Below are 13,823 nucleotides of genomic sequence, written 5' to 3'. Positions count from 1 at the left end.
CGGCATGAACGCACCTACTCTTTCGCCCGCTGCCCCCGGCTCCGCGCCGCCGGCCAACGTGCTGCTGTCGCCGGAACTGCCGGCATCTCCCTCCGCTTTCCGTCAGGCCATCACCGATGCCTGGTTGAAGGACGAGGCGGCCCACGTGACCGAACTGCTGGCACAGGCCCGCCTGCCGGCCGATGAACAGGCGCAGGTGCAGGCGCTGGCCGCCGACCTGGTGGCCCGCGTGCGCGTGCGCGCCAAGGACCAGGGGGCGATCGAAGCCTTCATGCGCCAGTACGACCTGGGCAGCGAGGAAGGCGTGCTGCTGATGTGCGTGGCCGAAGCGCTGCTGCGCATCCCGGACCAGGACACCGCCGACAAGCTGATCCGCGACAAGCTGGCCGATGCGGACTGGAAGAAGCACATGGGCGGCAGCGACTCGGTGCTGGTCAACGCCTCCACCTGGGGCCTGATGCTGACCGGCAAGCTGGTACAGATCAACGACCTCACCCGTGCCGACGTGCCGGGCGCGTTCAAGCGCCTGATGGGCCGCGTGGGCGAGCCGGTGATCCGCCTGGCCGTGCGCCAGGCGATGAAGATCATGGGCCATCAGTTCGTCATGGGCCGCACCATCGGCGAGGCGCTGGAGCGTTCGCACAAGGGTGACAACGCCAGCTACCGCTATTCGTTCGACATGCTCGGCGAAGGCGCGCTGACCATGAAGGATGCCCTGCGTTACCTGGAGGACTACCGCCGCGCGATCCATGCCATCGGCGGCGACCACAAGGCACATGGTGGCCGCCCGGATGGCGACGTCAATAATGCCCCTGGCATCTCGATCAAGCTGTCCGCGCTGTACCCGCGCTACGAGCACGCCAAGCGCGCCCGCGTGCTGCACGACCTGGTGCCCGGCGTGCTGGAGCTGGCGCAGCTGGCGAAAAGCTACGGCATCGGCTGCACGGTGGACGCTGAAGAAGCCGACCGCCTGGAGCTGTCGCTGGACATCATCGATGCGGTGTTTTCCGATGCCTCGCTGACCGGCTGGGATGGCTTCGGCGTGGTGGTGCAGGCGTACCAGAAGCGCACCCCGTACACGATCGATTTCCTCGCCGACATGGCCCGCCGCAACGGCCGTCGCCTGCAGGTACGGCTGGTCAAGGGCGCGTACTGGGACGCGGAGATCAAGCGCGCGCAGATCGAAGGCTATCCGGGCTACCCGGTGTTCACCCGCAAGCAGAACACCGACGTGTCCTATCTGGCCTGCGCCAAGCGCCTGTTCGGCCATGGCGACGCGATCTATCCGATGTTCGCTACCCACAACGCGCACACCATCGCGGCGATCCGCAGCATCGCCAAGGGCGGTGTGTACGAGCACCAGAAGCTGCACGGCATGGGCGATGACCTGTACGCCGAAGTGGTGCCGGCCGATCGCCTTGGCCTGCCGTGCCGCGTCTACGCGCCGGTCGGTTCGCACGAGGACCTGCTGCCTTACCTGGTGCGTCGCCTGCTGGAAAACGGCGCCAACTCCAGCTTCGTCAACCGCATCACCGACGACCGCGTGGCGATTGCCGAGCTGGTCCGCGATCCGGTGGAAATGGTGGGTTCCTTCGCCTCCATCCCGCACCCCAAGATCCCGCTGCCGGTCGACCTGCTGCGCAGCCAGAACCACCACAGGACCAATTCCATGGGCATCAACCTCGCCAACGACAACGCACTGCGCGACCTTGCCGGGCAGCTCAACCGTGCCGTGAAAGCATGGCATGCCACCCCGCTGGTGCCCGGTGCCAACCTGACCGGCCCGACGCTGCCGGTGACCAATCCGGCCGACAACCGCCAGGTGGTGGGCCAGTGGCAGGCGGCCGACGATGTGACCGTGCAGAAGGCCCTGACCAACGCGGTTGCAGCGCAGCCCGCCTGGAACCGTACCCCCGCTGCCAGCCGCGCGGCGATCCTGGAACACGCCGCCGACCAGCTGGAAGCGCGCATCGCCGAGTTCATGGCGCTGTGCGTGAAGGAAGCCGGCAAGAGCCTGCCCGACGGCGTGGCCGAAGTGCGCGAAGCGGTCGACTTCCTGCGCTACTACGCCAAGCAGGCACGCGAGCAGTTCGCGCATGCTGAAAAGCTGCCCAGCCCGACCGGTGAATCCAACGAACTGCAGCTGCATGGCCGCGGCGTGTTCGTGTGCATCAGCCCGTGGAACTTCCCGCTGGCGATCTTCCTGGGCCAGGTCGCCGCGGCGCTGGCGGCGGGCAACAGCGTGATCGCCAAGCCGGCCGAACAGACCAACCTGATCGGCTACTACGCGGTGAAGCTGCTGCTGGATGCGGGCGTGCCGGAAGGCGTGCTGCAGTTCCTGCCGGGCGACGGTGCCACTGTCGGTGCGGCGTTGACCGCCGACCCGCGCGTGGCCGGCGTGGCCTTCACCGGGTCCACTGATACCGCCCGTGCGATCAACCGCGCGATGGCCGCACGCGATGCCGCGATCGGTGTGCTGATCGCCGAGACCGGCGGCCAGAACGCCTTCATCGCCGATTCGTCGGCCTTGCCGGAACAGCTGGTCAAGGATGCGATCGGTTCGGCGTTCACTTCGGCCGGCCAGCGTTGTTCGGCCGCGCGCGTGCTGTTCGTGCAGGACGACATCGCCGACAAGGTGATGACCATGCTGGCCGGCGCGATGAAGGAACTGAAGGTCGGCGACCCGGGCGAACTGTCCACCGACGTCGGCCCGGTGATCGATGCCGACGCGCTGCAGATCCTGCAGGACCATGCCGTGCGCATGGACGCCGAAGCCCGCCTGATCGCCGCGGCCACGCTCGGCGATGACGCCGCGCACGGCACCTTCTTCGCGCCGCGTGCGTACGAACTGAAGGACCTGGGCCAGCTGCACAGGGAGATCTTCGGACCGGTGCTGCACGTGATCCGCTGGAAGGGCGACCAGCTGCAGGCGGTGATCGACCAGATCAACGCGACCGGTTACGGCCTGACCCTGGGCGTGCATTCGCGCATCGATGAGACCGTGGACCGCATCACCCACGGCATCCAGGTCGGCAACGTGTACGTCAACCGCAACCAGATCGGTGCGGTGGTGGGTGTGCAGCCGTTCGGTGGCCAGGGCCTGTCCGGCACCGGCCCGAAGGCGGGCGGCCCGCACTACCTGCTGCGTTTCGCCACCGAGAAAACCGTCACGGTGAACACCACCGCGGCCGGCGGCAACGCCTCGCTGCTTACGTTGGGCGATTGATTTTTTTCGCCGTGCTGCGGGTGTGGATTTCTGCGGCTGGGTGGTGCGGGTAGATTGCAGGGGACACGCCGCAAGTACGTCCCTGTAGGCTCGCTTTTCGCATCCATGCGAAAAGACGGTCCCCTGCAACCTACCCGCCCCACCCCTGACAGCTTCCCGCGGCCGCCAGCGTGTTGGGAAGAAAGGAGCCGGGTTGTCGCGTGTGGCCTGGCGCCATCGGTAGCGCCGAGCCATGCTCGGCGGAAACCATCAGAGCCCCTTTCTGCCGATATCCGCCGACCATGGGTCGGCGCTACCGAAGGTTCCAAGGCCCCCATGGACCTGTCGAAGGGGGGGCGGGGTGGCTGTGCAGGACCGTCTTTTCGCATGGATGCGAAAAGCGAGCCTCCATGGACGGATTCACGGCGTGTCCTGCACAGCCACCCCGCCCCGCCAACGCAACAGCCCTGCAGCTTTTGACGTTGACGTTGACGTTGACTGCGCTTCTGACCGTGCGCGCGTCAGCGCGCAGCCAGCATCAACCGCCGCCAGTGCAGCAGCGCGACGATCGCGTTGATCCAGTAGCCGACGTACAGCAGCGCCGTCAGCTGCAGGCCCCCTGCGTAGTAAAGCGGCACCGCCAGGGTGTTCACCAGCAACCACACCCACCAGCATTCCAGCTTGCGCCGCATCATCATCACCTGGCCGACCATGCTCAGCAGCAGGATGCCCGCGTCCACGTAAGGCGCCTGTCCGTCCGTATGGCGGCTGAGCATCCAGCCATAGCCCCACGTGCCCCCGACTACCAGCACGACCAGCCATGGCCACGCAGCCGCGTGCAGGCGGGTGATCGGCAGCGGCGCGCCCTGGTTGCCACGCAGCCACTGCCACCAGCCCAGTGCACCGACGGCGATGAAGAACCCCTGCAGCGCCACCTGCCCGTACAACCGCGCCTGCAGGAACACCGCAGCGAACAGCAACCCGGCAATGATGCTCATCCACCAGCCATGCACGCTGTTGCGCCCGGCCAGCAGTATCGAGGCGGCCGCCGCGACGTTGGCGGCGATTTCAAGCTGGAACGCGGGGTCTGAAAAATCCATTGGCCATTGTAGTGTTGACCCGTCCTGCCATAGGTTGACACCTATGGGGTGGATGATCCGGCCGTCGTCAGGCGGCCAAGGACGCCCGGTGCATCGCATCGGGCGTCTGCATTTTAAGGGACAGGTGGGGGCGCTCGGCGTTGTAGATCTCCACTGCCTCAGCCACCATCTGCCGCGCCTGTCCCAGGTCCCGTGGGCGACGGAGCAGAAACTCGCATTTGAGGATCCCGTTGATCCGCTCTGCCAGAGCGTTCTGATAGCAATCGTAGCCGTCGGTCATGGAGCAGGTCAGGCCGTGCTTGGCATGTATCTTCTGATAGTTGTCCGAGCAGTACTGGATGCCCCGATCCGAATGGTGGATCAGCCGTTGCCTCGTTCTCCGGGTTTTCAGGGCCATCTCCAATGCCTGCGCGGTATGTTCGGTCTGCAGCGTCTCATTCACGCTCCAGCCTACGATCTTGCGTGACCACGCATCGGTAACAAGGCTCAGGTAAACGAACTTCCCATCTGTTGGTAGATAGGTGATGTCAGCCACCCACACCTGTTCGCAGCCGCTGGGAACGATGCACCCTTCACCGGATTTGAGCAGATTGGGGTGCTTGCGGAAGCGATGATGGCTATCGGTCGTCTTGTGATACGCGCGACGCTGGGGCACCAGCAAGCGCGCTTCTCGGAGCACGTCAAATAAACGATCGCGCCCCAGAGCGATCCCCGCCGCCTGCAGCTTCGGCTCAATCAGATGGTGCAGCTTGCGCGTACCGACCCGAGGCTGGCGCGCGCGGCAGTCGCTCACCAGCGACAGTGCAGTAGCATCAGCAGCGTCTCGCCGCTGATGGCGGTGCCCGGCCTGATAGAACGCCTGCCGACTGATGCCGAAATGGCGGCAAGCCCTTGCCACGCTTACGCCTTTGAGGCGCCCTTGCGTGAGGACTTGCCGGAAGGCTTTTTTACGATTTTTACCCCGTAATCCTCTTTGAGGACATCCACGATGGCCTCGAACAGCTGCGCCTTCTCGTTTGCCTCCCGCAACTGGACCTGCAGGGCCTTGATCTGTTGTTCCGGCGTTAGCGGCTTGGCCGCCCCGGCTTTGGGGACAGTGCTCATGGGAGGCAATGATGCCCCAGCTGACCAATCCTGCCGACCATGCCGACGAAGCCAGGAAAGCACCGTGCTGCGCCCTTGGATCCCATAACGCTCCTGGGCCTTTTTGTAGGTCAGCTCCCCGCGCTCGACCTGGTCTACCACCGACAACTTGAAGGCCAGCGAGTAATCCCGTTGGCTGCGCCTGATTGTTGATTTCATTGAACATTCCTTTTCCAGAGGGAAAAGGTGTCAACCCAATTCAGGACGGGTCATGTGCAAAGAAAAAGCCCCGCTTGCGCGGGGCTTTCCGGTCCTGCTGTCACACGTTGCCGCGTGGAATCAGAACTTGTACTGCATCGACGCCGCCAGCACGTCGCCGCGGACCTTGTACTTGCCGGTCAGCGAGTTGCCCTGGTTGTTGGTGCCCGGCTGCACGAACACGTTCGGATCGCTGGTCAGCAGGTGGGTGTAGCCGAAGTTGTATTCGACGTTGTCCGACGGGGCCCAGCCCAAGCCGATCGACAGCCACTTGCGGCTGGTATCCGGCACGCGCACGTCGCGGTGGGCGTCGGTGGTCGGGGTCTGGTCCAGGGCCACGCCACCACGCAGGGTAACGGTGTCGCTCAGCTTGAAGTCGGTACCCAGCGACACGAAGGTGGTATCGCGGTAGCCGAATTCCAGCACCGAATCGGGCTGGGCCGAAGCGTAGTCGATGGTCACCTGGTCGAACGCGGTCGACCATGCAGTACGGGTGACATCACCCATCACGGTCCAGCGGTCGTTGATGTTGTGGGTCACGCTCAGCGTGGCCGACGCCGGCAGGGTCACCGTGGCCTTGCCGCTGGTGGTCACGAAGCGGCCCGGCTGGGCAACGGCCAGCACGGCAGCGGCGTTGGACGGCACGTCGAAGGTAGCGTCGCCGCCGGTAATCTTGTGCTCGACCTTGGAACGGTAGCTGATGCCGATGTGGGTGTTCTCATCCGGGCTGAACAGGCCGCCGACGGTCCAGCCGACCGCGTTGTTGTCGCCTTCCACGGTCAGCTTGCCATCGGCGCTGCCCGGGGCGAAGCCCGGTACGCGGGACTGCGCCAACGCGGTGCCGAAGTCGATGTTGTTGCTCAGTTCGATGGTCAGGTGCTCGACGAACACGGACGCGCCGAAGGACACATACGGGTTGACGTCATAGGACATCGCAAAGCCAAGGTCGATCGCCTTCAGGTCGGTCTTCAGGCCGCTGTAACGACCCACCCAGCCGTCGTCGTAGTCGGTCTTGAAGCCGAACGGTGCGGTCAGCGACACGCCGAAGTGGGCCTTTTCGCCGATCGGCATGTGGAAGTAACCGGCCGGGACCGGCGCGATCATGCCGGCGTCGCCGCCGTCACCACCGGTCTGCGGGGCGCCGGTCGGCTTGCGGCCGGCACCTTCGAACTCGGCCTTGAAGCTGATCGCGCTCAGGTCACCCTGGATCACGCGGCCATCGAGCTGGCGCATGCCAGCCGGGTTGGCGGCGATGATCGAGGCATCACCCTCGGCGCTGCCCGAACCAGCGAAGGCGCGGCCGAGGCCCTTGGCACTCTTTTCCGCCAGCTGGAACGCGGCTGCGTTCGCATCGGTGGCGGCCAGTACGCCGGCAATGCCGACGGCCAGCATCGTAATGCGGGCAAAAGTAGAAGCGGTTTGCATCGTTTTATCTCTCCGGAAAGCGGTTGTTTGCTCTGCATGCGCCTGCGTCCCGCCGGGGCCATGGCCCTGCGGGACGCGCCGGATTCCCCTCCCGACATACGACGCCGTATGCGAGTATTACCCAGACGTGTTAATGAAACAATAACAGATAGGGTGCATTGTCAGCTTGAAAACTGAATGCGCAGACCTCCGCCATCGGCTGTCGAGATACCCTAGCCCCCATGTTCCTGTCGCTGCCCTCCCGTCGCAAAGCCGCCTTCCGCTGGGCAACTCCGTTGTTGTTTGCGACAGTCTGGCTGGCTTTCCTCTGGTCGATCTCGCGTCCCCACGAAGCCCGCAACAGCCTGTGGATGGATTGGGGCGCCCTTTCAGCTGGCCTCATGCGGCCGCTGGACTGGTGGGCCACCCTGCAGGACGGCAGCGTGCTGCGGCTGTTCACCGCGCTGTTCCTGCATGCCGACTGGTCGCACCTGCTCGGCAACCTGGTGTTCCTGCTGATCTTCGGGCTACCGGCCGAGCGCGTGCTGGGGCCTTGGCGGCTGATCCTGCTGTTCCTGTTTGGCGGGGCCTTCTCCAACCTGGTGGCGATCTACACCATGGGCACGCCGGACCAGATCATCATCGGGGCAAGCGGCGCGGTATCGGCATTGATCGGGACCTACTTGGCGCTGTTCCCGGGCGCGCGGCTGGGGGTGGTGATTCCGTTGGGCCTGTTCCTGGAGTTCGTCCGCGCACCGGCCTACCTGCTGATCGGCTTCTGGGCGGTGCTGCAGGTGGTGTTTGCGCATATCGGCCCGAGCTTCGGCATGGTGGCCTGGTGGGCGCATATCGCCGGCTTCGGCTTCGGGGTGGTGTACGGCGTGTATGTGCGCGCCGCGATCGCCCGCCGGCTGCGCAAGCGCCAAGGCTTCTGAGCCGCTTCCGGTAGTGACGGCCGCTGGCCGTCCTGTCTTTTCCGTCCGCTGCGCTCGCCGAGCACGGCTCGGCGCTACCAGGCGCAGCCATCGGTAGCGACGGCCGCTGGCCGTCCTGCCTGGGTGGGTGACGACCGTTGGTCGTCACGCCTTTGCCGCGATCAGGGCTTGGTCGGCGGTTCCGTCGGCTTGGCTTCCGGCTTGGCTTCCGGCTTGGCTTCCGGCTTCGCTGCGGCCTTGTCCGCTGCCGCCTTGGCCGCTTCGGCCTTCAACCGCGTGGCGACCGAACCCGGTGCCTTCAACTCGGCCAGTGCGTCGTTGATCGGGCCGTCGCCCGGCAGTACGTCGCCGGCCTGGTAGCCTTCCTCGCCTTCGCCATCCCCATGCAGATGGCCCGGCAGGGTCGCTTCGCTGAAGTCGGACAGGCTCGCCGGCAGGGCGTCTTCGCCTTCCACCGGTGCCGGCTTGAGCTCCACTTCCGGCACGATTCCGGTCGCCTGGATCGACTTGCCGCTGGGGGTGAAATAACGCGCGGTGGTCAGCTTGACCGAATCGCCGTTGTCCAGCGGCAGCACGGTCTGCACCGAGCCCTTGCCGAAGGTCCGGCTGCCGATCACCCGCGCACGCTGGTTGTCGCGCAGGGCGCCGGCCAGCACTTCCGATGCGCTGGCCGAACCGGCGTCCACCAGCACCACCACCGGAGCGCCCTTCAACAGGTCGCCAGGCGTGGCATCGAAGCGCGCATCGCTGATGCTTATGCGGCCGCGCGTGCTGACGATGTTGCCTTTCTCGATCAGGTCGTCGGCCACCTGCACCGCGGCGGTCAGCAGGCCACCGGGATTGCTGCGCAGGTCCAGCACCAGGCCCTTGAGCTGGCCACCGGCCTGCTTGGACAACTGGCGCGCATGCTTCTGGAAATCAGCTGCGGTGTCGGCCTGGAAGGTGCTCAGGCGGATGTAGCCGTAGCCGGGTTCCAGCATGCGGCTGCGCACGCTGGTCACGCGGATGGTTTCGCGCGCCAGGCTGACATCGAACGGCTTGGGCTTGCCGTCGCGCACGATGGTCAACACCACCTTGCTGCCGGCCGGGCCACGCAGCGGTTCGCTGGCCTGGATGGCGCTGATCGGCTTGCCGTCGATGGCGATGATCAGGTCGCCGGCGAGGATGCCGGCGCGTGCGGCCGGGGTATCGTCGATCGGCGAGATGATCTTCAGGCTGGCATTGTCCGGCTGCTGCTGCAGCTCCACGCCGATGCCTTCGTAAGCGCCGTTGGCCTGCTCGTCGAAGGCTTCGGCGTCTTCCTTGTCGAAGTAGGTGCTGTGCGGATCCAGGTCCAGCAGCAGGCCGCGCACCGCGTCCTGCATCAGCTTCTTGTCGTCGACCGGGTCCACGTAGGCCGCTCGCACCGCGTTGTACACCGCCACGAAGCGCCGGATCTCCTCCAGCGGCACTTTCGACGTAGCCGCTTCTTCATTGCTTGCCGCGGTGGACGGCTTGGCGTCGGCGGGGACTTCGGCAGGGGCGGCCGCGGCGGGTTCGGCCTGCTGGGCCAGCGCCAAGGAAGGCATCATGGCCAGCAGCAGGGTGGCGGTTCGGGCTACACGCATGAAGCACTCCTGGGGTCGAATTCGAATGCTCCGGTGAAGTGCGCGCACGACCGATGCAGGTCCCGATTATGCGTCAGGTACCGGTAAATTCCCGTTGAATGTACGGCGACCTCGCGCGCGACGGTTCAGCGACGCTGCAACCAGCTGTCCGGGTTCACCGGCTGGCCGCCACGGCGCAGTTCGAAGTACAGCGCGGTGACGCCCTGCCCGCCGGAATTGCCGACCTTGGCCAGCGGATCGCCCCGCTTCACCGCAGCGCCGGCATCCTTGAGCAGGGTGTCGTTGTGCGCGTACAGGCTCATGTAGCCATTGCCGTGGTCCACGATCAGGATCATCCCGTAGCCGGTCATCCAGTCGGAGAACACCACGGTACCATCGGCCACGGCGGTGACCGTGCTACCGGCAGCCGCGCCGATCAGCACGCCGCTGCTGGTGCGCCCGTCAGGCAGTTTGCCGCCGTAGCGGGCCAGCAGGTTGCCGGTCAACGGCCAGCCCAGGCCCCCCACCCGCGGTGCCGGTGCGGCGGCGGCCACCGGCGGTACCTTGGTGGCGCGCGGCGGCGGCGGCGGACGGCCTTCGGCCACCGCGCGATCTGCGGCGGCCTTTTCTGCTGCTCTTTCGGCGGCGCGTTCGGCGGCCGCGCGCCGGGCCGCGGCACGCCGCTCGGCTTCAGCACGTGCGGCGGCGGCACGCAGGTTGGCCAGCAGGGTTTCCAGCGCCTTCGCGTCCTGGCCCAGGGCCTTTTCGCGTTCGCTGCGGTCCTTGAACTGTTGGTCCAGCGCGGCGACGGCCTGCTCGCGCTGGCGACGGTCGCTGGCCAGCGCGGTGGCCTGCTGCTTCTGCTGCTGGCGGGTGGACTGCAGCTGCTGCTGGCGTTGCCCGATCTGCGCCTGCAGCGTGTCCAGTTCCTTCAGGTCACTGGTGATGTCATGGATGCGCTGGCTGCGCTCGCGCTGCAGGTAGCGGTGGTAGGCCAGCGAGCGGTTGCCGTCGGCCACGGTGTCCTGTGACAGCAGCAGCTTCAACGGCGCGTGGTTGCCCAGCCGGTAGGCTCCGTTGAGCAGGCCGGCCAGTTCCGTGCGCTGCTTCTGCAGCCCACCCTGCAGCGCAACGCGGCGTTTTTCCAGGTCGGCCAGGGCGGTGTTCTGCGCCTGCAGTGCCGCTTCGGTCTCTGCCAGGGTGCGGCCGGTGCGCGCAACTTTTTCGTCCATCTCACGCAGCTGCCGGCTGGCCTGGCCGCGCTGGTTGTCCAGCTGCCTGCGCTCCTGCGCAACGCCCTTCAGTTCGGTACGCAGCTTCTGCAGCTTGCGCTCCGCTTCGCGGGTGGACTGGGCACCGGCGGGCAGCGCCGGCAGCAGGGCAGCGGCGAGGGCCAGCAGCACCCCGCCCGCCAGCACGGGCCAGCGGGTGTTAGCGATGCGTGAGGGAAAAGCAGTGTCGCGCAAGGGCGTTCCAGTGACTTCAGGCAGATGCGGTTTCCAAGGCAACATGGTGACATCTTTGCCGGGCGGCCGGCCAGCCGCATGTGACTGACAAGGAACCTCTCATGAAAGCCTCATCCCTGACCCTGGCGCTCGCTTTCGCACTCGCCGCGGCCGCCAGTCCGGCCGTGGCACAGGAAGACATCAGCAAGGTCAACGGCAGCATCAGCGCCGAATCGGGCCAGCGCTACGGTGACCTGGATACGGTCAACGGCAGCATCCGGGTAGACGACGGCGTGGAAACCGGCGACATCGAAACCGTCAACGGCAGCATCAAGGTCGGCGATGGCGCGCGCACCGGCAGCATTTCCACCGTCAACGGCGGCGTGCGGCTGGCGGGCGGGGTGATCGCACGCGGCAACGTGGAGACGGTCAACGGCAGCATCTTCGCCGACCGCCGCAGCCAGATCGAGGGCAGCGTGGAGACCGTCAACGGTGGCATCGGCCTGGTCGAAACCCGGCTTGCCGGTGACATCGAGACCGTCAACGGAGACGTCACCGTCGGCGTCGGTTCGGTGGTCAACGGGGGTATCCACATCAAGAAGCCCAGCTTCAGCATTTCGTTGACGCCGAACCGCAAGCCGCGGGTGATCATCGGCCCCAATGCGGTGGTCAACGGCGCGCTGCAGTTCGAACGCGAGGTGGTGCTGTACGTGCACCGCAGTGCCATGACCGGCACGGTGACCGGCGCCACCCCGGTGGCGTTCGACACCGATACCGCCCCGGAAAACTGATTCCATGCCAGGCCTGCGCCTGCAGGCCGGCTCCCCTCCCTGCAGGACCTGATGATGCCCCGTAAATTACTGCTCTGCCTCGCCCTCTCCGCGGCACTGACCGCCTGCAAGGGCGAAGACGCCGCTCCGGCGGCCACCGCCCCGGCCGCCGACGCCAGCCCCGCCACCGCGCCGGCCAGCACCCATGCGTTCTCTCCTGAGATCAACGCCGCTGACTTCGCCGAACTGGTCAAGACGCTGGCCTCGGACGAATTCGAGGGCCGCGCGCCCGGCAGCAAGGGCGAAGAACTGACCGTCAACTACATCCGCGACCAGATGCAGCGGATCGGCCTGCAGCCCGGCAACGGCGACAGCTGGTTCCAGGACGTGGCGATGACCGAGACCACGGCTGACGAAACCACCTCGCTGAAGATCGACCAGGCAGGCAAGGCCAGCGAGCTGAAGTTCGGCACCGACATGGTGGTAGGCACCCGCACCGGTCAGACCGAAGTGAAGGTGGACGGCAGTGACATCGTGTTCGTGGGCTACGGCGTGGACGCTCCGGAGCAGCAGTGGAACGACTACGCCGGACAGGACTGGAAGGGCAAGACGGTGGTGATGTTCGTCAACGATCCGGGCTTCCACGTCGACGATGCGAAGCTGTTCGATGGCAAGCGCATGACCTACTACGGCCGCTGGACGTACAAGTTCGAAGAAGCCGCACGCAAGGGTGCGGCCGCCGCGCTGATCGTGCACGACACCGCCGGCGCGTCGTATGGCTGGGACGTGGTCAAGAATTCCTGGGCCGGCCCCCAGTACGACCTGCCGGCCAAGAATGATCCGGAAGCCCGCCTGCCGGTGCAGGGCTGGCTGAGTGCGGATGCCGCCAAGGCGCTGTTTGCCGGTGCCGGGCTGGACTTGGCGCAGGCCTACAAGGATGCCAACAAGCGCGGCTTCAAGCCGGTGCCGCTGAACGCCAAGCTGTCGGTGGACCTGAAGAGCACCACCGCCGAGAAGACCTCGCGCAACGTGGTGGGCGTGCTGCCGGGCAGCAGCCGCGCCGATGAAGCCGTGCTCTACATGGCGCACTGGGACCACCTGGGCAAGCATGAGGGTGAAGCGGACGACAACATCTACAACGGTGCGGTGGACAACGCCACCGGCGTGGCCGGCATCCTGGAAGTGGCCGACGCGATGATGCACCAGGATCCGAAGCCGGCCCGTTCGGCGGTGTTCCTGGCGGTAACGCTGGAAGAATCGGGCCTGCTGGGCTCCAAGTACTACGTGGCCCATCCGACCTTCCCGCTGGACAAGATCGCCGGTGTGATCAACATCGATGCGATGTCGGTGGCCGGCCGTGCCAAGGACATGACGGTGACCGGTTTCGGTAGTTCCGAGCTGGAAGACATCCTCAAACCGCTGGCCGTAGCGCAGGGGCGGACGCTGCATGGTGAGTCGGCAGTGCAGAGCGGGTTCTACTTCCGTTCCGATCACTTCAACTTCGCGAAGGCGGGTGTGCCGGCGCTGTATGCCGATGGCGGCGAAGACCTGCTGGAAGGCGGCGTGGAAGCGGGCCGCAAGGCCGGTGAAGACTACGGCCGCAATCGTTACCACGGCCCGAAGGATGAGTTCGACGCGGCGACCTGGAAGCTGGACGGCACCATCGAAGACCTGCAGTTGCTGCACGGTGTGGGCAAGGAACTGGCCGCCGGCGATCGCTGGCCGAACTGGTACGAAGGCAACCCGTTCAAGGCGGCGCGCGACGAAATGATGAAGGGCAAGGCCGCTCCGGCAGGCAAGTAAGCGCCGGGTTGGCTGATGTGTAGCTGCGGCGCCCTTCGGGGCGCCGTTTTTTTTGCGGCTTTGACGGCCGGCGGCCGTCACTACCGGGCGTGCGTACCGGGCATGAAAAAACCCCGCTGCGTGAGCAGCGGGGTTTCTGGTTTGAACCCTGGCGATGACCTACTCTCGCATGGCTTGAGCCACACTACCATCGGCGCAGCTGCGTTTCACTTCCGAGTTCGGGATGGGATCGGG

Annotated in this window: 9 protein-coding genes and 1 rRNA gene; 4 read left to right on the top strand and 6 right to left on the bottom strand. The window is 66.1% G+C overall.

The features are described from left to right. Positions 1-4: 4 nt before the first annotated feature. On the top strand, positions 5-3,226 hold the full coding sequence (putA, locus tag SOM47_RS08520; protein WP_320505328.1) for a bifunctional proline dehydrogenase/L-glutamate gamma-semialdehyde dehydrogenase PutA: 3,222 nt from the start codon (positions 5-7) through the stop codon (positions 3,224-3,226). Positions 3,227-3,726: 500 nt separating this feature from the next. Here putA and pnuC read toward each other — a convergent pair whose 3' ends face one another. From pnuC to SOM47_RS08505, 3 genes are all read right to left on the bottom strand, one after another. Further along, entirely contained in the window at positions 3,727-4,305 is a 579-nt protein-coding gene (pnuC, locus tag SOM47_RS08515) for a nicotinamide riboside transporter PnuC (protein ID WP_320505327.1), read from the bottom strand. 67 nt (positions 4,306-4,372) lie between these two features. Further along, a protein-coding gene (locus SOM47_RS08510) for an IS3 family transposase (RefSeq protein ID WP_320505326.1) occupies positions 4,373-5,607 on the bottom strand; the annotation gives its coding sequence in 2 pieces (ribosomal slippage) (positions 4,373-5,256 and positions 5,256-5,607; 1,236 coding nt in all). A gap of 120 nt (positions 5,608-5,727) precedes the next feature. After that, positions 5,728-7,071, bottom strand: coding sequence for an outer membrane protein transport protein (locus SOM47_RS08505; RefSeq protein ID WP_042615362.1), 1,344 nt, complete (start codon positions 7,069-7,071; stop codon positions 5,728-5,730). Positions 7,072-7,292: 221 nt separating this feature from the next. Between SOM47_RS08505 and SOM47_RS08500 the strand changes: the two genes are divergently transcribed. Then, positions 7,293-7,985 carry a rhomboid family intramembrane serine protease gene (locus SOM47_RS08500; protein WP_042615361.1) on the top strand — a complete coding sequence of 231 codons (693 nt, stop codon included), beginning with the start codon at positions 7,293-7,295 and terminating at the stop codon, positions 7,983-7,985. Between the two features lie 161 nt (positions 7,986-8,146). Here SOM47_RS08500 and SOM47_RS08495 read toward each other — a convergent pair whose 3' ends face one another. Together SOM47_RS08495 and SOM47_RS08490 are read right to left on the bottom strand one after the other, a co-directional pair. Then, a complete protein-coding gene (locus SOM47_RS08495; protein WP_320505325.1) occupies positions 8,147-9,592 on the bottom strand; it encodes a S41 family peptidase in 1,446 nt (481 codons plus the stop codon). A 125-nt stretch (positions 9,593-9,717) separates the two neighbouring features. Then, positions 9,718-11,037, bottom strand: coding sequence for a murein hydrolase activator EnvC family protein (locus SOM47_RS08490; RefSeq protein ID WP_320505324.1), 1,320 nt, complete (start codon positions 11,035-11,037; stop codon positions 9,718-9,720). A 101-nt stretch (positions 11,038-11,138) separates the two neighbouring features. Between SOM47_RS08490 and SOM47_RS08485 the strand changes: the two genes are divergently transcribed. Both SOM47_RS08485 and SOM47_RS08480 read left to right on the top strand, forming a co-directional pair. Beyond that, positions 11,139-11,807, top strand: a complete 669-nt coding sequence (locus SOM47_RS08485; protein WP_320505323.1) for a DUF4097 family beta strand repeat-containing protein — start codon at positions 11,139-11,141, stop codon at positions 11,805-11,807. Between the two features lie 54 nt (positions 11,808-11,861). Beyond that, positions 11,862-13,589 (top strand): M28 family metallopeptidase, encoded by a 1,728-nt coding sequence (locus SOM47_RS08480; protein WP_042615357.1) that lies wholly within the window; start codon positions 11,862-11,864, stop codon positions 13,587-13,589. 146 nt (positions 13,590-13,735) lie between these two features. Here SOM47_RS08480 and rrf read toward each other — a convergent pair. Continuing rightward, a 5S ribosomal RNA gene (rrf, locus tag SOM47_RS08475) occupies positions 13,736-13,823 on the bottom strand; the annotation flags it as partial.

The organism is Stenotrophomonas sp. CFBP8980, from assembly GCF_034046095.1.
Classification (GTDB): Bacteria; Pseudomonadota; Gammaproteobacteria; order Xanthomonadales; family Xanthomonadaceae; genus Stenotrophomonas; species Stenotrophomonas lacuserhaii.
The sequence above is the reverse complement of the archived record's forward strand: the minus strand, read 5'-3'. Positions and strand labels throughout refer to the sequence as shown.